The 23,196-nt window shown below is 66.5% G+C and carries 22 protein-coding genes; 11 read left to right on the top strand and 11 right to left on the bottom strand.

Annotated features, from left to right (window positions below; translation table 11 throughout):
• The first annotated feature begins 9 nt into the window (after positions 1–9).
• A complete protein-coding gene (locus G391_RS0105980; RefSeq protein WP_029086721.1) occupies positions 10–432 on the top strand; it encodes a nuclear transport factor 2 family protein in 423 nt (140 codons plus the stop codon).
• A 248-nt stretch (positions 433–680) separates the two neighbouring features.
• Entirely contained in the window at positions 681–1,253 is a 573-nt protein-coding gene (locus G391_RS0105985; protein WP_029086722.1) for a nucleotidyltransferase family protein, read from the top strand.
• On the opposite strand, the gene G391_RS0105990 is transcribed toward G391_RS0105985, so the two are convergent.
• The 4 genes from G391_RS0105990 to G391_RS0106005 form a co-directional block, all read right to left on the bottom strand.
• Positions 1,246–2,052, bottom strand: coding sequence for a DUF4908 domain-containing protein (locus tag G391_RS0105990; RefSeq protein WP_029086723.1), 807 nt, complete (start codon positions 2,050–2,052; stop codon positions 1,246–1,248). The two genes, G391_RS0105985 and G391_RS0105990, sit on opposite strands and share 8 nt — an antisense overlap.
• A gap of 66 nt (positions 2,053–2,118) precedes the next feature.
• Positions 2,119–2,844 carry an acetoacetyl-CoA reductase gene (gene phbB, locus G391_RS0105995; RefSeq protein ID WP_029086724.1) on the bottom strand — a complete coding sequence of 242 codons (726 nt, stop codon included), beginning with the start codon at positions 2,842–2,844 and terminating at the stop codon, positions 2,119–2,121.
• A gap of 98 nt (positions 2,845–2,942) precedes the next feature.
• On the bottom strand, positions 2,943–3,638 hold the full coding sequence (locus tag G391_RS13985; protein WP_051257174.1) for a hypothetical protein: 696 nt from the start codon (positions 3,636–3,638) through the stop codon (positions 2,943–2,945).
• On the bottom strand, positions 3,635–4,810 hold the full coding sequence (locus tag G391_RS0106005) for an acetyl-CoA C-acetyltransferase (RefSeq protein WP_029086725.1): 1,176 nt from the start codon (positions 4,808–4,810) through the stop codon (positions 3,635–3,637). The genes G391_RS13985 and G391_RS0106005 overlap by 4 nt, the downstream gene beginning before the upstream one ends.
• A 156-nt stretch (positions 4,811–4,966) precedes the next feature.
• Here G391_RS0106005 and trhA point away from each other — a divergent pair, with 156 nt between their 5' ends.
• From trhA to G391_RS0106020, 3 genes are all read left to right on the top strand, one after another.
• The gene (gene trhA / locus G391_RS0106010; RefSeq protein ID WP_035303925.1) at positions 4,967–5,674 is read left to right on the top strand and encodes a PAQR family membrane homeostasis protein TrhA; all 708 of its coding nucleotides are present in this window, start codon (positions 4,967–4,969) and stop codon (positions 5,672–5,674) included.
• Positions 5,675–5,740: 66 nt separating this feature from the next.
• On the top strand, positions 5,741–6,400 hold the full coding sequence (gene phaR / locus G391_RS0106015) for a polyhydroxyalkanoate synthesis repressor PhaR (protein WP_029086727.1): 660 nt from the start codon (positions 5,741–5,743) through the stop codon (positions 6,398–6,400).
• Positions 6,397–6,735: a hypothetical protein gene (locus tag G391_RS0106020; protein WP_029086728.1), complete on the top strand. Its 339-nt coding sequence runs from the start codon at positions 6,397–6,399 to the stop codon at positions 6,733–6,735. Before phaR ends, G391_RS0106020 begins: the two co-directional genes overlap by 4 nt.
• A gap of 383 nt (positions 6,736–7,118) precedes the next feature.
• On the opposite strand, the gene G391_RS13990 is transcribed toward G391_RS0106020, so the two are convergent.
• Both G391_RS13990 and G391_RS0106030 read right to left on the bottom strand, forming a co-directional pair.
• A complete protein-coding gene (locus G391_RS13990) occupies positions 7,119–7,550 on the bottom strand; it encodes a hypothetical protein (RefSeq protein ID WP_035303927.1) in 432 nt (143 codons plus the stop codon).
• A 91-nt stretch (positions 7,551–7,641) separates the two neighbouring features.
• The gene (locus G391_RS0106030) at positions 7,642–8,361 is read right to left on the bottom strand and encodes a glycosyltransferase family 2 protein (RefSeq protein WP_029086729.1); all 720 of its coding nucleotides are present in this window, start codon (positions 8,359–8,361) and stop codon (positions 7,642–7,644) included.
• Positions 8,362–8,435: 74 nt separating this feature from the next.
• Here G391_RS0106030 and polA point away from each other — a divergent pair, with 74 nt between their 5' ends.
• A complete protein-coding gene (polA, locus tag G391_RS13995; RefSeq protein ID WP_035303928.1) occupies positions 8,436–11,300 on the top strand; it encodes a DNA polymerase I in 2,865 nt (954 codons plus the stop codon).
• A gap of 4 nt (positions 11,301–11,304) precedes the next feature.
• On the opposite strand, the gene G391_RS0106040 is transcribed toward polA, so the two are convergent.
• The 5 genes from G391_RS0106040 to G391_RS14010 all read right to left on the bottom strand — a co-directional run bounded on the left by G391_RS0106040 (position 11,305) and on the right by G391_RS14010 (position 14,396).
• Complete coding sequence (locus G391_RS0106040) at positions 11,305–12,609, bottom strand: ubiquitin-activating E1 family protein (RefSeq protein ID WP_029086730.1); 1,305 nt, start codon at positions 12,607–12,609, stop codon at positions 11,305–11,307.
• Positions 12,609–13,043 carry a Mov34/MPN/PAD-1 family protein gene (locus G391_RS15135; protein WP_051257175.1) on the bottom strand — a complete coding sequence of 145 codons (435 nt, stop codon included), beginning with the start codon at positions 13,041–13,043 and terminating at the stop codon, positions 12,609–12,611. Before G391_RS15135 ends, G391_RS0106040 begins: the two co-directional genes overlap by 1 nt.
• On the bottom strand, positions 13,040–13,363 hold the full coding sequence (locus G391_RS14005; protein ID WP_035303929.1) for a DUF2604 domain-containing protein: 324 nt from the start codon (positions 13,361–13,363) through the stop codon (positions 13,040–13,042). Before G391_RS14005 ends, G391_RS15135 begins: the two co-directional genes overlap by 4 nt.
• 200 nt (positions 13,364–13,563) lie before the next feature.
• Positions 13,564–14,103, bottom strand: a complete 540-nt coding sequence (locus G391_RS0106055) for an ImmA/IrrE family metallo-endopeptidase (protein ID WP_035303930.1) — start codon at positions 14,101–14,103, stop codon at positions 13,564–13,566.
• Positions 14,103–14,396: a helix-turn-helix domain-containing protein gene (locus G391_RS14010; protein WP_051257176.1), complete on the bottom strand. Its 294-nt coding sequence runs from the start codon at positions 14,394–14,396 to the stop codon at positions 14,103–14,105. Before G391_RS14010 ends, G391_RS0106055 begins: the two co-directional genes overlap by 1 nt.
• Before the next feature lie 1,627 nt (positions 14,397–16,023).
• On the opposite strand from G391_RS14010, the gene G391_RS0106075 reads away from it, so the two are divergent.
• The 5 genes from G391_RS0106075 (at position 16,024) to G391_RS14025 (ending at position 23,142) form a co-directional block, all read left to right on the top strand.
• Positions 16,024–17,124: a CaiB/BaiF CoA transferase family protein gene (locus G391_RS0106075; protein ID WP_029086733.1), complete on the top strand. Its 1,101-nt coding sequence runs from the start codon at positions 16,024–16,026 to the stop codon at positions 17,122–17,124.
• A gap of 181 nt (positions 17,125–17,305) precedes the next feature.
• A complete protein-coding gene (locus G391_RS14015) occupies positions 17,306–19,063 on the top strand; it encodes a DNA-packaging protein (RefSeq protein WP_245572051.1) in 1,758 nt (585 codons plus the stop codon).
• Positions 19,064–19,138: 75 nt separating this feature from the next.
• The gene (locus G391_RS14020) at positions 19,139–19,807 is read left to right on the top strand and encodes a TetR family transcriptional regulator (RefSeq protein ID WP_051257177.1); all 669 of its coding nucleotides are present in this window, start codon (positions 19,139–19,141) and stop codon (positions 19,805–19,807) included.
• Positions 19,808–19,906: 99 nt separating this feature from the next.
• Entirely contained in the window at positions 19,907–22,216 is a 2,310-nt protein-coding gene (locus G391_RS0106090; protein ID WP_029086734.1) for a TonB-dependent receptor, read from the top strand.
• A 14-nt stretch (positions 22,217–22,230) separates the two neighbouring features.
• The gene (locus G391_RS14025; protein WP_051257178.1) at positions 22,231–23,142 is read left to right on the top strand and encodes an alpha/beta fold hydrolase; all 912 of its coding nucleotides are present in this window, start codon (positions 22,231–22,233) and stop codon (positions 23,140–23,142) included.
• The last annotated feature ends 54 nt before the right edge of the window (positions 23,143–23,196 follow it).

The following is a 23,196-nucleotide window of genomic DNA, read 5'->3' on the forward strand; positions in this document are numbered from 1 at the left end:
GAGCCGACCATGAGCCAGCTGCACCCCGCCGTCGTCCTGTCGATGCAGACCTGGCATCGGATGATCGAGACGCGCGACCTGTCCGACCTGCCGTCGATTGTGCACCCGGACGCGACCTTCCGCTCGCCCATGGCCTTCAAGCCCTATCAGTCGCGCGAGGCAGTGGTGCTGATCCTGTCGACCGTGATCACCATCTTCGAGAACTTCGAATACCACCGCCAGTTCGCCACTGAAGACGGTCTGAATGTCGCGCTCGAATTCAGCGCCGATGTCGGGGACAAGTCCCTGAAAGGCATCGACATGATCCGCTTCGACGAAGACGGCCTGATCACCGACTTCGAGGTGATGATCCGGCCACTCAATGGCCTTCAGGCGCTGGGCACCGAGATGGGCGCGCGGCTGGCGCAGTATCTGCCGGCGTATAAGGGGTAGCAGCCCCCCTTTCGTCATCCTCCGACAAGCCGCCCTGGCGGCGCAGATCGGTGGATCCAGGGTGCCTGACCTGGGTGTGCTCAGGCGTGGCCCCTTGTCTGGATCCCCCGGTCGAGACGCGCGCGCCGGAGGATGACGAAAGGGGACGTCCACCGTGGACCGATCCTCCGACATTTTCACCGTGGAAACGCGCCCCTCCAGCGGCGACGCCCTTGGCCCGGAGAGGTCGTCCCCGCTAGACAGTGGCCATGACCCCTGCACGTGCCGACGACCTCGCTGACATCCTTCGCGCCAGCCCGGATGTCATGCACGTCCTGACCACCATGCGGGCCTTGCGTCTGCCGGACTGGCGGCTGTTCTCCGGCGCGGTCTATCAGACGGTGTGGAACCACCAGACCGGGCGCGGTCCGGCCTATGGGCTGAAGGACTTCGACATCGGCTATTTCGACCCGGATACCTCCTGGGACGCCGAGGATGTGTTTATCAAACGGGTCGCAGAGGCGTTCGACGAGCCGTTCCGCTCAACGGTGGAAGTCCGCAATCAGGCGCGGGTGCATCTGTGGTTCCAGGGCCGGTTCGGCGAGCCCTATGAACCCCTGGCAAATACGGATGAGGCCCTGTCGCGGTTCGTCTGCCCGGCCTTTGCGGTGGGGGTGCGGCTGGAGGATGACGATACGATCTCGGTCGCGGCCCCTTTTGGTCTGGACGACGTGTTCGACATGGTGCTGAGGCCCAATCCGAACCGGAGGGAGGCGAAGGGCTGGGCGCGGGTGACCGCCTCGGCGCAAGGCCGCTGGCCGGAGTGCCGGATCCTTAGCTGAGCGCGCGGGCGACCCGGGCTGAGGAGGGCCGGCCGGCCGCCCCCAGACGCGGTGAGACGGTCAGCAGCAGCGTCTCACCATTTCGCCGGACATCCGGTCCAGGCCCCGAAGAAATCAGGATGGAACGCAGACCCGACATCCGCTCCCGCCCGCTGCGGGTTCCGGCCAGACGCGCGATCCCGTCCACCGCCACCGTGGCGGCATCGCCGTAAACATCGCTGGCCGCAGGATCCACCGCGCGGGCGGTGATTTCGAAGTCCTGGCCGATCGCCTGTCCGGCCCGCACGGATTCCCGCATGAAATGGCGCAGGAGAAAGCGGATGTCGTGCTCGGGAAGGTTCAGACGGCGTGCTTCACCGGCAACCGCGCAGGGCAGGCCGTTCGGCGCGGCACCGGTATAGAGGGTCACCCCGCCCAGACGGGTTGTGCGCAACATCACCTCGCCGACGTCATTGCGATAGTAGATGTCGCCGCGCAGGCCCGCCGAGGGGCGCAGGACCCAGATCTCGTTGGACCCGTCGAATCGCAACAGGGGACGATTGCTGGTTTGATCCAGAACAAAGTCCGGCCCGCCTTGGCTGGAGAAGCGCACCACCGCGACCTCGCGGTACTGTGTGCGTGGCCCCAGGATACGGTCGCGCAGGGATTGTTGCTGCTGGTTGGATATGGTGGTCCACAAGGCGTCGATCTGGCCCTGAAGATCCAGGCCATCGGCGCGCACAGGCGTCGCCACCGACCCGATTGAGCAAGCAATCAGGACCGCGAGGAACCAGATGTTTCTCGGGGACTTTCCGACCATTCTCGGATCAGTGCACGCTCAGCGAGGCAGATTTGCGGCGGTGCGGCGCCTTGCCTCAGGCGTGTCTCAGCCCAGCATGTACTGGCCACCGTTCACCGACAGGGTCGAGCCGGTGATGAAGCTGGCGTCGTCGCGCACCAGGAAGGCCACGACGGCGGCGATTTCCTCGGCCTCGCCCAGACGTGACACCGGGATCGCCCCCACGATCGAGGCCATGACGTTCTCGGGAATGGAATCCATCATTTCGGTATTGATATAGCCGGGTGCCACACAGTTCACCGTGATCCCCTTGCGCGCATTCTCCTGGGCCAGGGCCTTGGTGAAGCCGATCATGCCGGCCTTGGCGGCGGAATAGTTGGTCTGGCCCGCCTGGCCCTTCTGACCGTTGATCGAGCTGATGTTGACGATGCGCCCGAAATTGCGGTCGCGCATTCCCTCGATGACCTGGCGGGTCATGTTGAACAGGCTGTCCATATTGACGCTGACGACCTGGCTCCACTGGTCCGGCGACATCTTGTGGAAAAAGCCGTCGCGGGTGATGCCGGCATTGTTGACCAGGATCTCGACCGGTCCGAACCGTTCCTCGACCTCGGCAACGGCCCGCTGACAGTCCTCGAACTTCCCGACGTTGCCCTTGACCACCATGATGTCCAGCTCTTCGGCGGTGGCGCGCGCGGCGTCGTCATTGCCCGAATAACCGGCGGCGACGTTAAAGCCGTCGGCCTTCAGGCGCGCCGAGATCGAGCGGCCAATACCGCGGGTTCCACCGGTGACGAGGGCTGTGCGAGCCATGGGGTTTCCTCTCTGTCCTTGAAAGCGTCTCTGACGGACGCGTGTTCTATGAATGCCTTAGCGTGCGCGGCGGTGACGGGGAAGGTCCGATTCACCACTCAGTTGAAATCGATGTGCAGATGGTCGTCGTGCCGCGCCGCCTGGCAGCCGGCAAAGCGCAGCTTGCTCTCTCCGTCGAGGTTCCAGCGGTGCTCCAGATGGGGCTCAATGAGAATTCGACGAACGCGGGGGTCGGCGGCGAAAAGCTCGGTCAGGGCGCGGCTACGCGCATCATCCAGCCGCCAGGCGCGATCCGCAGGCGGGTCCTGGTCGTCGTTCGGACGGTCAATGCCGCGACACGGTTGGGGGTCGCCGGGGCGGGGCGGCTCATAGTTGCCATAGCCATTTCGGCGGCTGCCCGGTGGCGGGCCATGGATAGGCCTGCCGTCCAGGGCGGAGTAGAACAAGGACACGTCCACCTGGCGGCCGTCGCCATGGCTGAGGTGGGGCTCAAACGGGACGATGCCGTCCGGGCCTGACGCGTCCATGAAGATCAGCCGGGTCCCCGGAAATCGGCGGGCCACTTCACGCGCGGCCTCAACCATGGCCGCGCGGGCCTCGGGCCTGACGTAGACGCGATCCCGCGAGCAGTAGAAGGGATGGGCCGGGCCCATGGGTTCCGACCCGTCACACGGCAGGGGCACCAGACCGGCCGGGCTCTGGCTCGACGCCCTCCCAGCGTCCGCCTTCAGCGCCGTCTCGGCCTGGCAACCGCCCAGCAGAACCAGGCCGACTAGGAGGGCCCCGGCCCTCACCCCCGCTCGACGCACATGGCCACGCCCATGCCGCCGCCGATGCACAGCGTTGCCAGGCCCCTTTTCGCGCCGGTACGCTTCATCTCATGCAGCAGGGCGGTCAGGATCCGGGCCCCCGAGGCACCGATAGGGTGGCCGATGGCGATGGCCCCGCCGTTGACGTTGACCTTGGCGGGGTCGAGGCCCAGCTCCTTGGCCACGCACAGCGATTGCGCCGCAAAGGCCTCGTTGGATTCCACCAGATCCAGGTCCGCGACGGTCCAGCCGGCCTTGTCCAGCGCCTTCTGCGAGGCCGGGATCGGGCCGGTCCCCATGATCGCCGGATCGACGCCGGCCGTGGCCGACGACACGATCCGCGCCAGCGGCGTCAGGCCGCGCTTCTTCGCCTCATCCGCTGACATGACGACCAGGGCGGCGGCCCCGTCATTGATGCCCGACGCATTGGCGGCGGTGACTGATCCGTCCCTGGTGAACGCGGGGCGCAGACCCGCCATGGCCTCGATCGTCGCCCCGTGGCGGATGTATTCGTCCTGATCCACCACCGTGTCGCCCTTGCGGCCCTTGATGGTGACCGGCGCGATCTCGTCGGCGAACTTTCCGGCCTTCTGGGCGGCTTCGGCCTTGTTCTGGCTGGCGACGGCGAAGGCGTCCTGCTCCTCACGGGTGATCTGCCAGCGTTCAGCGATGTTCTCGGCGGTCTGGCCCATGTGGTAGCCGTTGAAGGCGTCCCACAGACCGTCCTTGACCATGGTATCGACCAGGCCCAGGTCGCCCATCTTCTGGCCGGCGCGCAGGGCGGCGGAATGGTGGGACTGGCTCATGCTTTCCTGACCGCCGGCGACGACGATGGTGGCGTCGCCCAGTTCGATCTGCTGCGCTGCCAGAGCCACCGCGCGAAGCCCTGAGCCGCAGATCTGGTTGATGCCCCAGGCCGCTGCGCTTTCGGGCACGCCTGCACCGATGGCCGCCTGTCGCGCCGGACCCTGACCCTGGCCGGCGGTCAGCACCTGACCCAGGATCACCTCATCGACATCGGCCGCGTTCACGCCCGCCTGAACCAGCGCCGCCTGGATGGCGACCTCGCCAAGTTTGGAGGCGGGAAGGGTGGACAAGCCACCCATGAAGGATCCCACGGGGGTGCGGGCGGCGGCGACGATCACGGCCTGGGTCATGGCTTAACTCCTCGGCAAAAGGTTGTTGCGCTTTTGCCTCACGAATCCCGCCCCGTCACCTGGAACGGGGAATTCGGCCTCGAATTCATCGCCTGTCAGCTTCCATCACCTAGTTTGATGGGAACGGCCATAAGAGCCACGTGTTGGGGTAGTCTCATGTCTAAACCACGCCGCCGTCTTCTTGATCGTCTGTGCGTCGCCGACGCGCTGGACTTCATCGAACATTATCCGAACCGTGCCGAGCGTCTTGCCGACCTGTGGGTGCATCTGGTGGGGCTGGGTCTGGCCGGCATCGGCGGTATCGTGCTGGCGGTTCTGTCGGCCTTTGTCGGCGGCCCGGGGATGATCGCGGCCACGGCCATCTATGCGGTCTGTCTGATCGCCATGCTTGGCTGTTCGGTGGCCTATAATCTGACGCGGCCCAGCAAGGCCCGGCCGGTCCTGCGGCGCCTCGATGAGGCGGCTATCTTTCTGATGATCGCCGGCTCCTACACGCCCTTCACCACCCAGAGGTTTGAGGACCCGATCTGGTCCATCGGTTTTACGGCCCTGGTCTGGACCCTGGCCGTCGGCGGGGTGATCGCCAAGCTGTTCGCGCCGCGCCTGAATGACGTCTTCTGGAGTGTCGTCTATGTCATTTTCGGCTGGCTGGCCGTTCTGGCGATCCAGCCGATGATCGGCGGCGTGTCGCCGCTGGCGCTGGGCCTGCTGGTGGCTGGCGGGCTGATCTATACGCTGGGCTGTTTCATATTTGTGCGGCAGGGCCTGCCCTTCCGCCGGGCCATCTGGCACGGCTTCGTCGTCGCCGGGGCGGGGGCCCATTATGCGGCGGTCATGGTCGGCGTTGTTTTCGCGGCGCAATAACGGGGCTTTGCAGCGTCTCGCGGTTGCGGGATAATCCCTGCATCGTTCAGGGCACGGGAAAACAGCGTGACGGATCAGAACAACGGGGCCGACAAGCCCTCAGGCGAGCGCGTGATCATCAAGAAGTACGCGAACCGCCGCCTCTACAATACCTCGACCAGCGCCTATGTGACCCTCGACAGTCTGGCGGCCATGGTGCGCGACGGCATCGACTTCCAGGTCGTCGACGCCAAGTCCAATGACGACATCACCCGATCGGTGCTGGCCCAGATCATCTTCGAGGAAGAGTCCAAGGGCACCAGCCTCTTGCCAATCCAGTTCCTGCGTCAGTTGATCGGCTTCTACGGCGACTCGATGCAATCTCTCGTGCCCAGCTACCTGGAGCTGTCGATGAATAGTTTCATCCAGCAGCAGGAACAGTTCCGCAAGCAGTTCGCCTCGACCTTCAGCGCGGCCCCCGGTGCGGCCATGTTCGAGGAACAGGTGCGCCAGAACACCGCCATGTTCGAACGGGCAATGAAGATGTTCACCCCTTTCGCCTATCCGGGCGCGTCGGCGGCATCGGCTGCGACCCCCGACAAGGCCGAGGCCCCCAAGGCCACGCCCAGCGCCCCTGCCAACCCCCTGCTCGAGGCCCAGGCCGCGGCCCTGGAACAGATGCGCCGCCAGATGGAGGAAATGCAGGCCCAGCTCAGCCGCATCTCGGGGACCCCACCCAAGCCATGACCGATCCCGTTCGGCCGCCGTCCAGCATTCAGGATCGCCGTGAGGGTGAGCGGCGTCGCACGCTGCGTCGGGCCAAGGTCGACAATGACGGGCGCGATCTGGTGCCGATCGAACCTGTTGAGGATCACGATGTGCCGCCGTCGCCCGCGCCGGGCCGCGACGCCGGACCCTCAGCCTTCGACGCCCAGCTTCTGGGACAGGATGGGCTCAAGCGCGGACTGAAAGGTGGGCAGGAAGTGCTCGGCAAGGCGCGCTCGACCTACCTCAGTTCCGAATATGCCGGTGCCGGTGATCGCCGCCCCAAACCCGGTCAGGTCAAGAAAACCGACATCTGAGGGCTGGGCGGGCATCTGGCCCGCTCCTTGCTGGAGTGACCCGGTCGTCTTGACCGGATTGTTCCATGGCCACTGTCCTCACCTTTGTCGCGCGCGCTGTCGATACCCTGGTGGTGGCCCTGATCTTCGTCGCCTTCGGCTAGATCGAGCCGACATTCCGATCGATCATTCGCCTGCGAACAAACACATTCGTCATGGCCGGGCGCGTCCCGGCCACCCATCGCCGCCGCTGTCTGCCGGACGACTGCGGTTGTCCCCACACCAAGCACGGCCGGATATTCAAGGCGGTGATGGGTTCCCGGCGGGCATACCCCTCGGGCGGGGCCGCGTAAGCGGCGCGCCCCTGGGGCCGGGAATGACGGGTCTTTGAAGGTCGATTGAACCTAGATCTGGACGTCGCCGCCGATATCCAGGTCGCGCCGGGCCGTGATGATGGTGACGATGAAGCCGGCCATCACATCCAGCAGCACCATGATGGTGATCAGGAAGAAGGTCGAGGTGGCGAACGACGGCAACAGCAGGAACAGCAGAAGGCACAGGACGAACAGCGCCATCGACAGGGCATGGTTGACGATGGCCACGCGCTGGCTCGAGGTCGATTTCAGCAGCTCAAAGAACAGGAAGATCAGCCCGAAGAAGACCAGCAGATCGCCCACCCCCATCGACCAGGTGCCCCCCGACGGCATGTTGACGCTCATCAGGGCGGACTGAAGCACGAAGTTGGGATCGCTTACTGCCGTCCCGGACAGGCTGGTCAGGGCATAGACGGCATAGATGACCACCGGGATCACCAGAAGCGGAAACGCAGTCAGCATGGGTCAGCTCCCTCGACCGTTAGGGGGCGAATCATATCGCCGTTCGCAGGGGTCCGCCAAGCGAAGTCGTGCCTGAGGGGAGTGCGGCCCCTCAGACCTCGTTGACCTGACCCGGATTGCGGGCGCGATTGCGCAGCCACATGACGCCGATCATGTCGGACAGCGCCGCCCACAGCCGCCCCAGATTGGTGTATTTCGACCGCCCGGTTTCGCGATGCCGATGGTCCACATTCATGAAGCGGTTCTGATAGCCTTCGCGGATCACCAGGGCCGGCAGATAGCGGTGGATGTGATCGAAGTAGGGCAGGCGCAGGAACACATCTCGCCGGAAGGCCTTGAGGCCGCACCCCGTATCGTCGGCGTCATCCTTGAGCAGCCATTTGCGAAAGCCGTTGGCCCATTTGGAGGCCCAGCGTTTGGAGCCGGTATCCTGGCGGTTGGCCCGCACCCCCCCGACCAGGGCGACCTCGGGCGGGGCGGCGACCAGGGCATCGGCCAGTTTGGGCGCATCGGCGGGCGGGTTCTGGCCATCACCGTCCAGGGTGACGATGACTGGCGCGCGTGCCGCCATGACACCGGAGCGAACCGCCCGGCTCTGACCCGCATTCTTCGCATGGGTCAGGACCCGCAGCTGCGGAAGCTCGGCCTGCAAGGCCTCTAGCTCAGCCAGGGTGTTATCCTTGGAGGCGTCATTGACGAAAACCATCTCGAAGTTGCGGCCCTTGAAGGCCTCGGCGATCTCGCGCGCGAGCGGCCCGGCGGCACCTTCTTCATCATGGACGGGAACGACGACGGAAATCTCTGGAGTCATATGCTCCCCATAGCCCGTTTTTCCGCGCTTAGGGAGGGCGCGACCTTTCGGATCAAACGCGCTATCTGATCCGTATGAGCGAGCCGAACCCTTCCGCCCCCCTGCGTCTGTGGATGATCGACGCCTCGGCCTACATCTTTCGGGCCTATCACGCCTTGCCGCCCCTGACGCGCAAGTCCGATGGCCTGCCGGTGGGGGCCATCCAGGGCTACTGCAACATGCTGTGGAAGCTGCTCAAGGACATGAAGGGCGAGAACGGCCCGACGCATCTGGTGGCCATCTTTGACCACTCCGAGCGGACGTTTCGCAACGACCTCTATGCCGACTACAAGGCCAATCGACCTCCGGCCCCGGAAGACCTGGTGCCCCAGTTTCCGTTGGTGCGGACGGCCACCGCCGCCTTCGGCGTGCACGGGGTGGAACAGGCCGGCTACGAGGCCGATGACCTGATCGCCACCTATGCACGGCTGGCGCGTGAGGCCGGCGGCGAGGCCGTCATCGTCTCATCGGACAAGGATCTGATGCAGCTGGTCGGCGACGGTGTGACCATGTTCGACCCGATGAAGGACCGGTCGATCGACGTGCCCGAGGTCATCGAAAAGTGGGGCGTCGGCCCTGACCAGATGATCGACCTGCAGGCCCTGGTCGGCGACAGCGTCGACAATGTGCCCGGCGCCCCCGGGATCGGCCCCAAGACGGCGGCCCAGCTGCTGGGCGAATACGGCGACCTGGACACCCTGCTGGCCCGCGCCGGCGAGATCAAACAGCCCAAACGCCGCGAAACCCTGATCGACTTTGCCGATCAAATCCGGCTCAGCCGCGAGCTGGTGCGCCTGGACGACCATGTTCCGGCTCCCGAGCCGATCGCCGATTTCGCCGTCAGGGACCCAAACCCCGACCAGCTCGCCGCCTTCCTCGATGAGATGGAGTTCCGCTCCTTGAGGAGCCGTGTCGGTGACGGCAAGGTGCCGCCTCCTGCGGCACCCAGCGCCCCGGCCAAAACGCCATCCGCCCCCGTCTCGACCCCGCGCTATGCGCCCTCTGCCCCGGCGGCCGTCAGCGACCCGCAGGGCTTTGATGTGGACGCCTACGCCTGCGTCCAGACGCCGGAGGCCCTCCAGACCTGGATCGACCGGGCGCTGGAGGCCGGGGTGGTGGCGGTCGACACCGAGACCGACGCCCTGTCCTCGACCCATGCCGGCCTGGTCGGGGTCAGCCTGGCGCTGGGACCGAACGACGCCTGCTACATCCCGCTGGATCACGATAATCTGCCGCAGCCGGGCGGCGACCTGCTGAGCGGGCCGACCGAAAGCGCCGCCCCGCCGCAACAGATCCCGATGGATCAGGCGCTGTCCCGACTGAAACGCCTGCTGGAACACCCCGGCGTGCTCAAGGTCGGCCAGAACCTGAAATACGACCTGGGCGTCCTGGCGCGGTACGGCATCACGGTCGGGCCGTACGACGACACGATGCTGATCTCCTATGTGCTGGAGGGCGGGATCCACGGCCACGGGATGGACGAGCTGAGCCGGTTGCACCTGGGGCACGAGCCGATCCCGTTCAAGGCGGTGTGCGGCGCGGGGCAGAAGCAGATCAGCTTCAAACACGTCGAGCTGGCCCCGGCGACGCGCTATGCGGCCGAGGACGCGGATGTGACGCTGCGCCTGTGGCGCCTGCTGAAACCCCGCCTGCACGAAGAGCGCCTGACCACCGTCTATGAGACGCTGGAGCGGGGGATGCCCCGCGTCCTGGCCGAGATGGAACAGGCCGGCATCCGCATCGACCCGACCGAGCTGAAACGGCTGTCCAGTGAGTTCGGCCTGGAGATGGCCCGGCTGGAGGAAAAGGCCGAGCAGCTGGCCGGCCGCCCCTTCAACATCGGCAGCCCCAAACAGCTGGGCGAAATCCTGTTTGGCGACATGGCCCTGCCCGGCGGCAAGAAGACGGCGTCGGGCCAATGGGAGACGGGCGCGGCGACGCTGGAGACCCTGGCCCTGACCCACGACCTGCCGCGGGTCATTCTGGAATGGCGCCAGCTGTCGAAACTGAAGGGCACCTATACCGACGCCCTGATCGCCGCCGCCGACCCCGACACCGACCGGGTGCATACCAGCTATCAGCTGGCCGCCGCCTCGACCGGCCGGCTGGCCTCATCGGACCCGAACCTGCAGAACATCCCGATCCGAACCGAGACGGGCCGCCAGATCCGCCGGGCCTTCATCGCCGCGCCCGGCCATGTGCTGATCTCGGCCGACTATTCCCAGATCGAGCTGCGCCTTCTGGCCCACATCGGCGACATCCCCGAGCTGAAGGCGGCGTTCGCGGCGGGCCTCGACATCCATGCCGCCACCGCCTCAGAGATGTTCGGCGTGCCGGTTGAGGGGATGCCAGCCGAGACCCGCCGCCGGGCCAAGGCCATCAACTTCGGCATCGTCTATGGCATCTCGGCCTTCGGCCTGGCCAACCAGCTGGGCATCGACCAGTCCGAGGCCGGCGCCTACATCAAGACCTATTTCGAACGCTTCCCCGGCATCCGCACCTATATGGACCGGACGAAGGAGACGGTGCGCGCGCAAGGCTTCGTGACCACCCTGTTCGGGCGGAGGATCCACATCCCGGCCATCCATTCCAAATCCGCCGCCGAGCGCCAGTTCGGCGAACGCGCCGCCATCAACGCCCCTATCCAGGGCAGCGCCGCCGACATCATCCGCCGCGCCATGATGCGGATGCCGGGGGCGTTGGTTCAGGCCGGACTGGAGACGACGATGCTCCTCCAGGTCCACGACGAACTGGTGTTCGAGGCGCCGGACGCGGAGGTGGACCGGGCGCTGCCGCTGATCCGCCGCGTCATGGAACGGGCGGCGGAACCGGCGGTGGGATTGTCAGTGCCGCTGGAGGTGGAGGCGAAGAGTGCGCTGGATTGGGATGGGGCGCATTGAGGCTTCAGGCGGCGCTTTTCCGTTTCCTGGCAGCCTCGCAGTCCACCGGGCATTCTCGATCAGCAAGTATCGCGTGGCTGTAATTCCCTTCGGCGCGCAGTGGAAACGCCACCATTTGTTGCTGTTCGATGGCCTCTCCGGCCAGGTGCCGAAGAAATTGAGCACTGAGGAGGAGCCCACCCCAGAACGAGACGAACGCGGCGGTCGGAATTGGCCCTTCGGCCTCGGACGCGATGGGATGAAGACAACCCGCGCACGGCAGATCTGGTGTGTGAAACGAGGACATCGCCATGAACCCAGCCGTCGCGCCGACGCCCAGCCATTCAGGGACGAGCTTTTGAACGAGCCAGCGCGACGGAATGTCATCTACGCCAACTAGGACAGTGGAAGGCAGCCGCTCGCTCGCCGCCAGCGCTTTGTCGAACCGTCGCGCCACCGGCGTGATCTGGAGACGGCCGCTGAACCGCGCGAGATCGTCCACCTTCTTGATTTCGAGGCGCGACCGGACCAGCAACATGTTCCGATTGAGGTTGCTGAGCGCGCTGTCGTCGTGGTCAAAAACCCGCATGCGTCCCGTCGCTCCTGGCAGACGGAGAAGCGCATAGAGCGCCGCATTGGTGAGCGCGCCGCCGCTTATCAGGTCTGTATCGGGCAAGCTAACCACACGCGGCGTGCAGGGCGGTGCAAGTTCCACGCAGACCGGGTTAGCTGGAGCATGTGCAACATCAAACGCCGCCGGCGCCCTCGCATGCTCACGGAGGCGGCGCATAGACGTTTTGAACGCCTCACCCGCCGCGAGTGCCGCGGCAGCGAGGCCTCCAAACGGCCAGTCGTCGGCCTGCCAAGCCTTGGCATTGTCGCCCGGCCCCAAAGTGGCGCTCCAGTCGGCGGCGTTCATTGAGATTGTTTGCCCTGCTTCGACCTGGGGATTGGCCGCGCCGAAGCGCACCACCAAATCCACGCGACCGGCCGGCGGTCCTGCCGTGAAAGCAATAGTCGGGAGAAGGTCGCGTCCAACCTGAAGCAATCCGTCTACCAGCCGAGTTCCAGCCAGCGGGGGTTGATCTCCGATCAAGGTGGTTTCCGGAGACATCAGGTAAACGCGATGACCTGAGCGGGCCATGAGCAGCGCTGCCGTTACGAATGCCGACTGGCCCGAATGGGTCGAGATCGCGTCGGCGTCGGCGGCGAGAACAACGGAAGTGTCGGTAAGCGCTGAGAGAAGTTGAGCATTCGTGACGTCTGCGCCCAGGGAGTCGCGCATCAGCAAAAGGGTCCGGCTCAGGGCGTCGGTGAGAAACACGCTCATTAGGTCACCTCGAGGTAGTCGGGAATTGCCACTTCGCCCCAGGTGCCGGCGTCATCGATTCGGGCGAGAAAGGCTTGGTCGAATCCAACGGTGCCAGTTGCGAATCGTGGAATGACGAGGCTGAGGAATCCGGGCTGGTGGACGATGGGGTAGGCGTCGTCCGTGGCCGAGTGATAGGCAGCGCCGGGGTGCGTGTGAATCTGGACGCGAATACCGAGGCCATCCTTGGCCAGTCGCAGCCAGAGTTGATGAAGCCAAACCGGATCCACCTGGAATCCGACCGGTGACGCGCTGTGCTGCGGATGGATCATTTCGGTCACTTTGTCCGGCTCTGACCACGGGCCGAGCCAGAGCGCCTGGCATTCGCTAACTCCGGCACCGCAGCGCCGGAGTTGCGCGAAAGTCTGATCGACGATCGGGGCGGGAACCTTCATCCGCACAGGACACCCCCAGCAACCGCGCGCGGCCGCAGGATGATGCGGGACCCAGCGACGAGGCCGGCGTTGGTGACGCTCTGGTTCAGCGCGAGTTCCTGCCCGCCCTCGTTGAACAGCACCGGCCCTTCGGAGAGGCCGAACAGCTGGAGCGCGTGTTGGAGAACCGCCTGAAGCGCTTGGTTCGAGTTTACCTCCAGCGGCATCGGCGCGCCGTTGTAGATCACGGTGATGGTGATCTTGTTGTCCGGCTTGTCCGGCTTCCCGGGCTTGTCCTTCGGGGATTCGTCCGGGGGCTTATTGTCTTCGTTCTTGGCCATTACCTTATCCTTGATTGACCTGTTTCGTGGACGATGCGGTGTGCGATACGCCACCGCTCTAATCTGCCAATTTGGTAGGTATCGCAAGGCTGTTTGTGTGATTGACACTGACGTGTGACAGAATGACGCAGCGGAGCCGGCAGCTGGGCTCGCCTCTGTGCGAACTAGAAAATCACGTGCGGGCGAGCTTTCAGCCGACCCTAAAAGGGCTTGTATCGCCCGTAGACGTTCGCGAGCCGGAGGCTCATCGCGTGTTGGCTCACGCCAAACGTACGAGCTAGAGCAGCGGCCTCCTCGTCGTCGGCGACCGCGTCCTCGGCGTCTAGCATTTCGAGGAAGTCGAAGGGCATCAGGAGCGAAGCCGCAAAATAATTGGCCTCGATCTCTTCAACGTTTGTCGCCTGGGACGATTCTTCGTTCCGATAGTTCACTCGGAAATCTCGATCGACGTGGGTCAGCAGGCCCGTGTGAAGGAGAAAATGCGCCAGCTCGTGGGCAATGGTGAAACGCTTCCGCCCTTCGGAGTGCTTGCTGTTCACTCCGATGACCGCGCCGGCATCGGTGCGCACGAGCATCCCGGAAACATCGCCCAGCTTTCCTTCCTTGATCTCAAGCCCTAGTGCTCGAGCTATTCCGTCAACCGGCACGGCCGGACCAACGACGTCGTGATCGTCCAGCAGGTCGCGGACAATCGCATCTATCCGCGAGTACCGAACGCGCGCGGGTACATACCCGGCCATCAGGCCGTGGCCCGCAAGCGCTTCATCATCTTGGCGATCTCATCCTCAGGCGCAGCCCGCATCAGGCTCGGCGTTTCTTTCGCGCTTGGGATGAGCGCCGTGACCTTCAGGTCAAGCGCGTGAGCAAACAAGACCAACTGGTGCAGAAGCACGGCTTGGCGACCGCGTTCGATGTTGGTGACCGAGGTGCGGGAGAGGTTTACCTGATCTGCAAGCTGTTGCTGTGTGAGTTCGAGCTTCTCGCGGCGGCGACGGATCCGCTCGCCGAGCGCAATGTAAATTGGGTCAACCATTCAACCGAGAATCAGCATTTCCGCCAAATTGTCAAGCTGGCAAACATAGTAGCCTGCTGTCATAGGAGGCGGAACCTCAAGCAGGACAACGGCCAGCATAACCCTTGTCCCGGCTCTCCGCTGCGCTGCGGCCGGGATGACAGGCTCCAGTTGGCTGCAGACCGATGTGCGCGAGAGTCCCGGGCCGGTGATCGCGGGGTTGACGCTGGACGACGCTGGCTGAGTTTTCCTCGGTGTTTTGCGGGGGTGAGCGCCTGCGGCGGCCCCCTCCACCGCGAGCCTTCGCCGTGGGCTCAGGCGTTCGTTGCGGTCGAAGCCAAATCGTTGGCTTCTCCATGCGCGCTCAGGCGCGCGCCGCGCCTCACCCCCTCCCCATTCCCTTTGGAAATGGGGAGGAGAGGCGGCGGCGGGTGGCCTGCGCGAGCGGGGAGGCGCCCTTTCCCGCTCATTTGAACTGCCAGACGTCGTTCCGGCTCTTCGCTACGCTGCGGCCGGGATGACAAGGCGGGGGTGGCGGGTTGGCGGTGGGTGCCCGTATTGAAAGGGGCGTCCAGCGGCGGCGCCGCCCCCTCCACCGCTTCGCGGTCCCCCTCCCCATTCCCTTTGGAAATGGGGAGGAGAGGGTGTCTGCGCCCTCGCCGGAAAAGCGGGCATAGGCCCCGCGCGTCGCGGGTGTTTGTCCTCGCCGTTTGGGGTGGGCGCACACTCTCCGGCATGGCTGGACGGCGATCGAAACTGAGTGAGAAGACCTGGCGGCGGGTGTTTCGGTGGGACCGGAGGGGGGTTCCGCGCAGGCGGCTGGCGGAGCTGTTCGGGGTGACGGTGGGGACCATCGCTTACCAGGCGGCGAGGCGGGGGCTGCGCAAGGGCGAGACGCCGGGGTGTGTGGACCGGCGGCGGCGGCCCGAGGGCGGGTGGCCGGACGATCATGTGTTTCATCAGAGCGGCATGACGCCGGCGCGGTGGCGCGCGCTGCTGGAGCGGCGGATCGCGGGCGAGGCCGTCGAGGATCTGGCGGCGGAATACGGCGTCTGCGTCGCGATGATCGGCTGGCAGGCCAGGCAGATGGGGATGCGGAAAATGGACCGGCCGGACGCGCGCTATCTGCCGCGCGGGCCGGCGCAGGGAGCCTATGGCTATACGGGAATCAGGGACTTGCTGAAGATCACGGTGGACCGGGACGATCCGGTCGGGACGGTGCGGCGGATCGACGAGGCGATCTGGGCGCGGCTGGACAAGGGCGACGGGTCGGAGGCCGGGATGATAAGGGGGGCGGACCAAGCGGCGACGTCGTCGCGTCGCAGTGCGACGCTCCTCCACCCCTCCACCGCCCACCCGTCGCCTGCAGCGACCGGCCCCTCCACCGCTACGCGGTCCCCCTCCCCCGCGAGCGGGGGAGGATCAGGGGGGCCGGTGCTGCACGCCCATCAGCGGCCGCCGGAGGGGGAGTGGGGGACGTGGCTGGTGCTGGGCGGGCGTGGGGCGGGCAAGACGCTGGCGGGCGGCCCAGGTTTCGGTGGCGCGCGCGCGCGGGACTTTCGCGCCCGTCCTGGCATGGGCTCCTTACGCCCCTCGCGCCCCATGCTAAGACCAGGCCCTCGGTTCGCATCGGAGGGGCGTCCTCATCATGTCCAAGGCAAAGGGTCCGCTGGCGGGGATGCGGGTGGTGGAGATGGACGCCATCGGCCCGGTGCCGTTGGCGGCGATGGTGCTGGCCGATCTGGGGGCCGAGGTGGTGCGGGTGGCCCGCCCGCCCGGCTCGGGCCAGGCGTGGGACGACACCGGCGGGGCGGTGCTGAACCGCAATCGCGCGCATGTGTATCTGGATCTGAAGGCGACCGAGCAGAGGGGTCAGGCCCTGGCCCTGATCGCGCGCGCCGATGCCGTGATCGAGGGGTTTCGCCCCGGCGTGATGGAGCGGCTGGGCCTGGGGCCGGAGGTCTGTCTGGAGCGCCATCCGCGCCTCGTCTATGCGCGTATGACCGGCTGGGGCCAGACTGGCCCGCAGGCGGCGCGGGCCGGGCATGATCTGAACTACATCGCCCTGACCGGGGCGCTGAACGCCATGGGCGCGGCCGATCAGCCGCCGATGCCGCCGCTCAATCTGGTGGGCGACTATGGCGGCGGGGCGATGTTTGCGGTGGTGGGGGTGCTGGCCGCCCTGACCCAGGCGCGGGCGACCGGGGTGGGCCAGGTGGTCGATGTGGCCATGACCGACGGCGCGGCGGTGCTGTCCAGCCTGTTCTACGGCCTGGCGGCGTCGGGCCTGTGGTCGGACCGGCGCGGCGGCAATCTGCTGGACGGGTCCAAGCCGTTCTACCGCTGTTATGAATGTGCCGACGGGCGGTATGTGGCGGTGGGGGCGCTGGAGCCGGCCTTCTTTGCCCAGCTGCTGGCCGGGCTGGGGCTGGAGGCCGGGCGGTTCCCTCAGCTGGACCCCTCGGGGTGGGCGGCCATGACGGACGCCTTTGCCGAGGTGTTCGCCACGCGCAGCCGCGATGACTGGGCCGCCGTGTTCGCCGGAACCGACGCCTGTGTCACCCCCGTCCTGGCCTTTGGCGAGGCCCCCTTTGACCCGCACAATGCGGCGCGCCAGACCTTTGTCAGCGTCGATGGGGTGGTTCAGCCGGCCCCGGCCCCGCGCTTTTCGGCGGCCCCCTGTGCGGTCGATCCGGCCCGGCGCGGCCCGATCGAGATCGCGGCGGCGCTGGCGGCCTGGGAGGCGTAGGGGGCCCCGGGTCGATCCGGGGAAACTGGAACCAGGTTCGGCGTGGCGGACGGCGACCTGCGACCGGTGGGCCGCAGGGAGGCGACAATTCCCGGCGCCTATTCGCGGATCGAACCGGGGGTGGAGACGGATCTGACGGGCCTTGTTTTCTCCGCCGGGCGGGCGGGCCGAGACTGTCGGGATGGAGATGCCCCGCCACGACCCTGTCGGCTATCTGTCGCTGGATGCCTGCTGTCAGACCACGCCCTATCATCTGCGGCCCGATGACTATCGCGACCCCCGCAGCCCGGCGACCGAGGGGCAATGGCGCGAAGCCAACCGACGCCGGATTGCAGGCCATCTCATGGCGGACATCGCCCGGTTTCTGGGGATCAGCGACAATCGGGCGGCGATTGGTCTGCGCAAACGGTTCGGCCTGAAGCGGGACCACGCGGGGGCCGTCAACCGACCTCGCGGTGCAGCGGCCCTGCCGGGCTCACCCCATGATCGGGCGTCAGATCCCCTGGCGGCTTTTCGGCTGGACCCGAGCGACCCGGACGCCAGCCGTGCGGCCATCCGCGACAAGATCGTCCTGGCCACGGATGAGGGGGCGTTGGGACGGGTGGTGGCCCTGTGCCGGGTGATGCGCGAGCTGGATCGTAGCCTGTGGCCGGCTGGGAGGGCGGCGGGACGGGCAGGCGGATTGCCGTCCGACCCTGACGATGCGCCGGCAGGTGTGCCGGCCCCGGCACTGATCCTGCATCCGCACCAGTGCCCGCCGGCGGGGGATTGGGCGACCTGGCTGGTGCTGGCCGGACGCGGGGCGGGCAAGACCCTGGCCGGGGCCAACTGGGTGGCCGACCGGGCTCTGGCTTTGGGAAAGGGCGGGCGCATCGCCCTGATCGGTGCGACCCTGCATGATGTGCGCGAGGTGATGATCGAGGGGCCGAGCGGGCTGATGAGCCTGCCGCGCTGGCAGGCGACGGGCCGATGGAAGGGGCCGCGGTTCCAGCCGTCGCGGCGGCGGCTGAGCTTTCCGGGCGGCTGTGAAGGCCAGATGTTTTCCGCCGAAGACCCGGACAGTCTGCGCGGCCCGCAGTTTCACGCGGCCTGGGCCGATGAGTTCTGTGCCTGGGGGCGGACCGACCCGGAGGCCGGGGCCCTGGCCATGGTGCGGCTGGGTCTGCGGCTGGCCAGCGCGCCGGGGCCGCAGTTGATGGTCACGACGACGCCGCGCCCGACGCGGGCGCTGAAGGGTCTGATGGCCGAGCCGGGCTGTCGGATCAGCCGGGCGGCGACCGGGGCCAATGCCGCCCACCTGTCCGAAGGGTTCGTCGCGGGCCTGCGGCGGCTCTATGGCGGCACCCGGCTGGAGGCCCAGGAGATCGAAGGCCAGGTGGTTGATGACGGGCTGGCGCTGTGGACCGCACCGATGCTGGCGGCGTGCCGGGGCGTCGCGCCGGAGCGGTTCGAGGCGGTGGTGGTCGGCGTCGACCCCAGTGTGACCGCCGGGGGCCATGCCTGTGGCATCGTGGTGGTCGGTCGGGCCGGGGACCGCGCCTATGTGCTGGCGGACCGGACGATGGGTGGGGTGTCGCCGGACACCTGGGCGAAGGGAGCGGTCCAGGCGGCGGCGGACTATGAGGCCCAGGCGGTCGTGGCCGAGGTCAATCAGGGCGGCGATCTGGTCACCGGCCTGTTGCGGGCTGTCGGCGGCGGGGTCGCGGTGCGTGCGGTCCGGGCCTCGGTCGGCAAGCGGGCGCGGGCCGAGCCGGTGGCGGCCCTGTATGAACAGGGGCGGGTGGTGCACGTCGGGGCCGGTCTGGATCGGCTGGAAGAGGCCCTGATGGACTTCGACGGCGAGGGCGACGGACAGGATCGGGCCGATGCCCTGGTCTGGGCGGTGGCAGAGGTGATGCTGGGCCCGCCGCCCCTGTGGCCGCGCATTCGTGTCTGGTAGGCCAACGGATGGATTGACCGATCAGTCTATGGCGGCGAGTCTGTCGACCCGTGTTGGACGAAGCAAGGAAGACGAATGCCGGGAACGCGAAGGCGCTCGAATACCGAACGACGTGACGAATCTCAGGCGCGAATTCTGGATTCGGCCGAGGCCCTGTTCGCGGCGCGCGGGTTCAACGGCGTCAGCGTCAAGGACATCGCCAAGGCGGCCCAGGTCGATACCAGCCTGGTGCACTACTACTTCGCCTCCAAGGCCGGACTGTTTACGGCGGTGCTGCGCCGGCACGCGCCGCGGGTCAATCAAACGCGTATGGATTCCATGGCCGCCTATGCCCGCTCGGCCGGAACCCAGATGACGGTGGAGGGCGTGCTGCGCGCCTATCTGGAACCGGCTTTCCGCCTGGCCCGCGAAGGCGGCGAGAGCGAGCAGAACTACATGACCCTGATCGCCCAGATCAGCGTTCTGACGTCCGATGCCCTGCCGGGGGTCGATACCACCGCCTTCGATCCGGCGATTGAGGCCTTCATCTCGATGTTGCAGCAGGTCCGACCCGAGGCGAGCCGTGAGGATCTGTACTGGTTCTACCACCTGCTGACCGGTGCCATCACCCAGTCCTGGGCGCGGACCGGGCGGATCGACCGCCTGTCCGGCGGGCTGTGCCGCTCGGACGATTTCGACACCATCGTCGAGAAGACGGTCGCCGTCTTTGCCCACGGCCTGACTGTGGGGGAAACCCCACGATAGCCATCATAACTTTATTGGTCGATCAATAAATATGTTGACAGGCCGACCCCTGTGCCGTCAGCCTCCGGTCAAACATCTGACCCTGGGGGAGGGGACATCGTGGTTAGACCATCCATCTATCGTCGTGCGCTGGTGACCGGCGCGAGCCTGATCGGCCTGGTGGCCGCAACGCCGAGCCTGGCACAGCAAACCCAGCCGACCGGCGAACCGGAAATGGTCGATGAGATCATCGTCACGGCGCGTCGTCGCGAGGAAACCCTGACCGATGTGCCGATCTCGATCACGGTGCAGACCGGCGACCAGCTGGCCCAGCGGGGCGCGCAGGACATCACCGCCCTGCAAAGGACAACGCCGAACCTGACGCTTCAGGTGTCGCGCGGCACCAACTCGACCCTGACCGCCTTCATTCGCGGGATCGGCCAGCAAGATCCGCTGTGGGGCTTTGAGCCGGGGGTCGGCCTGTATGTGGACGACGTCTATATCGCCCGCCCGCAGGGCGCGGTTCTGGACCTGTATGATGTCGAGCGGGTCGAGGTTCTGCGCGGGCCGCAAGGCACGCTGTATGGCCGCAACACCATCGGCGGGGCGGTGCGCTATGTGACCCGCCCGATCGATCAGGACGATCCCCATTTCCGCGCCCGCGCCGCCTACGGCAGCTACAACCAGCGCGATCTGGTGGTGTCCGGGTCGCTCCCGCTCACGGAACGCCTGGCCGTCAGTGCGGCGGTCGGCCGGTTCCTGCGCGACGGCTTCGGCGAGAACCATTTCACCGGCGGCGAAACCTACAACCGCGATGTCACCTCGGCGCGGATGAGTGTCGAGTTCCGTCCGACGGATGCCCTGTTCCTGCGCCTGAGCGGCGACATCCTGCAGGACAACTCCAACGCCAATCACGGCCACCGCGAACGCCCGGTGCCTCTGCCGCTGGCCGGACTGGTAACCCCCGCCTGCCGTGGGGTTCTGCCAAACGTCTATGACACCTGCGCGGGTCTGGGGGACCGCAATGAGGTCAATACGGCGGGGCTGGCCCTGTCGGCGGAATGGCTGATCAATGACACCCTGACGTTCAAGTCGATCACCGCGTACCGCGAGGGCTCGACGGTGGGCGGCGGCATCGATTTCGACAATACGCCCGCCCCGATCCTCGACATTGCCGCCGGTCAGCCGAACGCCCCGGTCGATGTCTATGCCGATGACCAGCTTTCGCAGGAATTCCAGCTTCTGTACGAAGGCGACCGGATGCAGGGCGTGGTCGGCCTCTACTATTTCGACTCCAATGCCCGCGGTCAGTTTGACACCGTCCTGGCGGCGGCCGGCATTACCCAGGGCACGTCGGGCAGCGTCGATACGACCAGCTTTGCCCTGTTCGGAGATGTCTCCTTCGATCTGACGGATCGGCTGGCTGTTTCGGTCGGTGGACGCTGGACCCAGGATGACCGGTCGGCTGATGTGTTCAAGGCCAACTACGCCGGCCTGGGCAGCCCGATCAGCGGCCGGGTCGTGGCCCCGTTCGCCATTCTGACCGACTATTCGGCGGAACGAACCTTCGAGGAGTTCACACCCCGCATCAGCGCCACCTATGAGCTGACGCCCGAGATCAATCTGTATGCCGCCTATGGACGCGGTTTCAAATCCGGCGGCTTCGACATGCGCGGCGACGCGGCGGCCACGCCCAGCACGGTCAACGGCTATGATCCCGAGATCGTCGATTCCTACGAAGTCGGACTGCGTGGGTCGCTGTTTGACCGGCGCGTCTGGTTCTCGACGGCGGTATTCCACGCGGCCTATGAAGGTCAGCAGATCACCACCCAGCGGGTCAATGCCGCCGGCACGAGTGTCGTCTCCTTCGTTGAGAACGTCGGATCTTCGACCATCACCGGCTGGGAGTTCGAGGGCCGGGCGCGTCTGACGGACCGGCTGAGCGCCAATGTGGCGCTGGGCTATGTCGATGCCGAGTTCAACGAGTTCCTGTCGTATGTGCCCAATCCGGCCCCGCCGCCGGCCTTTGTGCAGCAGGACGTGGCCGATCAGCGCCAGTTCCAGAACACCCCGTCGTGGACCGGCAACCTGACCCTGACCTACGACCAGCCGTTTGCCGGCGGCGACCTGATCCGGCTGATCGGCTCCATGTCGTTCCGCTCGGACAGTTCGATGTTCGAGACGCCGTTCCCGGATGTCGATCAGCCCGGCTATGAGCTCTACGATGTCGGGGTTCTGTGGATGCCGGCGGACACCCGCTGGCGCGTGGCCCTGCACGGTCGCAACATGACCGACGAGCGGTACCGGACGGGTGCCTATACGTTCGCCTATGTGCCGGCGGCACCGTCGACCCTCATCTTTGGGGACTCGGTCATCGGCTTCTATGGTCCGCCCCGCACCTTCACCCTGTCGGTCGAGTACGACTTCTGAAGCGCCGTCGGCCAATGACCGATCAGGGAGACATCCTGAACTTTCGCGGGGTCGACGGCCTCGAACTGGCCGCCCGGGTCTGGAACCCGGGGGCCGGTGCCCGTGCCGAGACGGTCCTGTGTCTGCACGGGCTAACCCGCAACAGCCGCGACTTCACCGCCCTGGCCGAGATTCTGGGCCGGAGCTATCGGGTCGTCGCCCCGGACCAGCGCGGGCGAGGCCTGTCGGCCTATGCCGACCCCTCGACCTATGTGCTGCCGATCCAGATCCAGGACACCCTGGGTCTGCTGGATCGGCTGGACATTGAACGCTGCGTCGTCATCGGCACCTCGATGGGGGCGCTGATGGCTGTTTCGATGGCGGCCCTGGCCCCGGACCGGATCGCCGGGGTTGTCCTGAACGATGCCGGGCCGGTCATCGACCCGGCGGGCCTGGCCCGCATTGCCGGCTATGTGGCCGAGAGCAGCGACCCCGAAACCTGGGCGGCGGCGACCCGGCGGCTCCAGACGATCCATGGCGGCTCGTTTCCGACCTATACGGATGCCGAATGGGAGCGGTTCGCGCGCTGGACCTATGTGTGGGGCGAGGCGGGTCTGAAGCTGGACTATGACCCGCGCCTGCGTGAGGCGGTGGCCGCCACGGCGGGAACATTCCCGGACCTGTGGCCGGTGTTCGAGAGCCTGAAGCACGTCCCCAGCCTGATGCTGAGGGGAGCGTTGTCGGACCTGCTGAGCGCCGACACAGCCCAGGAGGTGAGCCGGCGCTTTGGCACCCGGCTGGTTACGGTCCCGGACCGGGGGCACGCGCCGGACCTGTCGGAAGTCGAGGCGATGCTGGCCATCCTTGCGTTCCTGGCAGATGACCGGGTTCGGCGTCGGCTGAAAAACGGGCGTAGCGAGAGCGAGATGCGCGCGGTGAGCTTCTAGACCCCGACCCTTGCCCCGCCGCCAGAGGCGCACAACCCTGCCATCGACGGCCAT

The sequence above is a fragment of the Brevundimonas aveniformis DSM 17977 genome (assembly GCF_000428765.1).
GTDB lineage: Bacteria > Pseudomonadota > Alphaproteobacteria > Caulobacterales > Caulobacteraceae > Brevundimonas > Brevundimonas aveniformis.

Coding starts and splice junctions, on each gene's coding strand:
- G391_RS13990 (WP_035303927.1), bottom strand. CDS start 7,550: ATGCTGACTGCGTTTCCGCTTCTGGTGATCCCGGTGGTCATCTATGCC.
- G391_RS14020 (WP_051257177.1), top strand. CDS start 19,139: ATGCCGGGAACGCGAAGGCGCTCGAATACCGAACGACGTGACGAATCT.
- G391_RS0106040 (WP_029086730.1), bottom strand. CDS start 12,609: ATGAGCGTGTTTCTCACCGACGCCCTGAGCCGGACCCTTTTGCTGATG.
- phbB (WP_029086724.1), bottom strand. CDS start 2,844: ATGGCTCGCACAGCCCTCGTCACCGGTGGAACCCGCGGTATTGGCCGC.
- G391_RS14005 (WP_035303929.1), bottom strand. CDS start 13,363: ATGGCCAAGAACGAAGACAATAAGCCCCCGGACGAATCCCCGAAGGAC.
- G391_RS15135 (WP_051257175.1), bottom strand. CDS start 13,043: ATGAAGGTTCCCGCCCCGATCGTCGATCAGACTTTCGCGCAACTCCGG.
- polA (WP_035303928.1), top strand. CDS start 8,436: ATGAGCGAGCCGAACCCTTCCGCCCCCCTGCGTCTGTGGATGATCGAC.
- G391_RS0106005 (WP_029086725.1), bottom strand. CDS start 4,810: ATGACCCAGGCCGTGATCGTCGCCGCCGCCCGCACCCCCGTGGGATCC.
- G391_RS14025 (WP_051257178.1), top strand. CDS start 22,231: ATGACCGATCAGGGAGACATCCTGAACTTTCGCGGGGTCGACGGCCTC.
- G391_RS0105985 (WP_029086722.1), top strand. CDS start 681: ATGACCCCTGCACGTGCCGACGACCTCGCTGACATCCTTCGCGCCAGC.
- G391_RS0105990 (WP_029086723.1), bottom strand. CDS start 2,052: ATGGTCGGAAAGTCCCCGAGAAACATCTGGTTCCTCGCGGTCCTGATT.
- G391_RS14015 (WP_245572051.1), top strand. CDS start 17,306: ATGGAGATGCCCCGCCACGACCCTGTCGGCTATCTGTCGCTGGATGCC.
- G391_RS0106030 (WP_029086729.1), bottom strand. CDS start 8,361: ATGACTCCAGAGATTTCCGTCGTCGTTCCCGTCCATGATGAAGAAGGT.
- G391_RS0106055 (WP_035303930.1), bottom strand. CDS start 14,103: ATGGCCGGGTATGTACCCGCGCGCGTTCGGTACTCGCGGATAGATGCG.
- G391_RS0106020 (WP_029086728.1), top strand. CDS start 6,397: ATGACCGATCCCGTTCGGCCGCCGTCCAGCATTCAGGATCGCCGTGAG.
- G391_RS0106075 (WP_029086733.1), top strand. CDS start 16,024: ATGTCCAAGGCAAAGGGTCCGCTGGCGGGGATGCGGGTGGTGGAGATG.
- G391_RS0105980 (WP_029086721.1), top strand. CDS start 10: ATGAGCCAGCTGCACCCCGCCGTCGTCCTGTCGATGCAGACCTGGCAT.
- trhA (WP_035303925.1), top strand. CDS start 4,967: ATGTCTAAACCACGCCGCCGTCTTCTTGATCGTCTGTGCGTCGCCGAC.
- G391_RS14010 (WP_051257176.1), bottom strand. CDS start 14,396: ATGGTTGACCCAATTTACATTGCGCTCGGCGAGCGGATCCGTCGCCGC.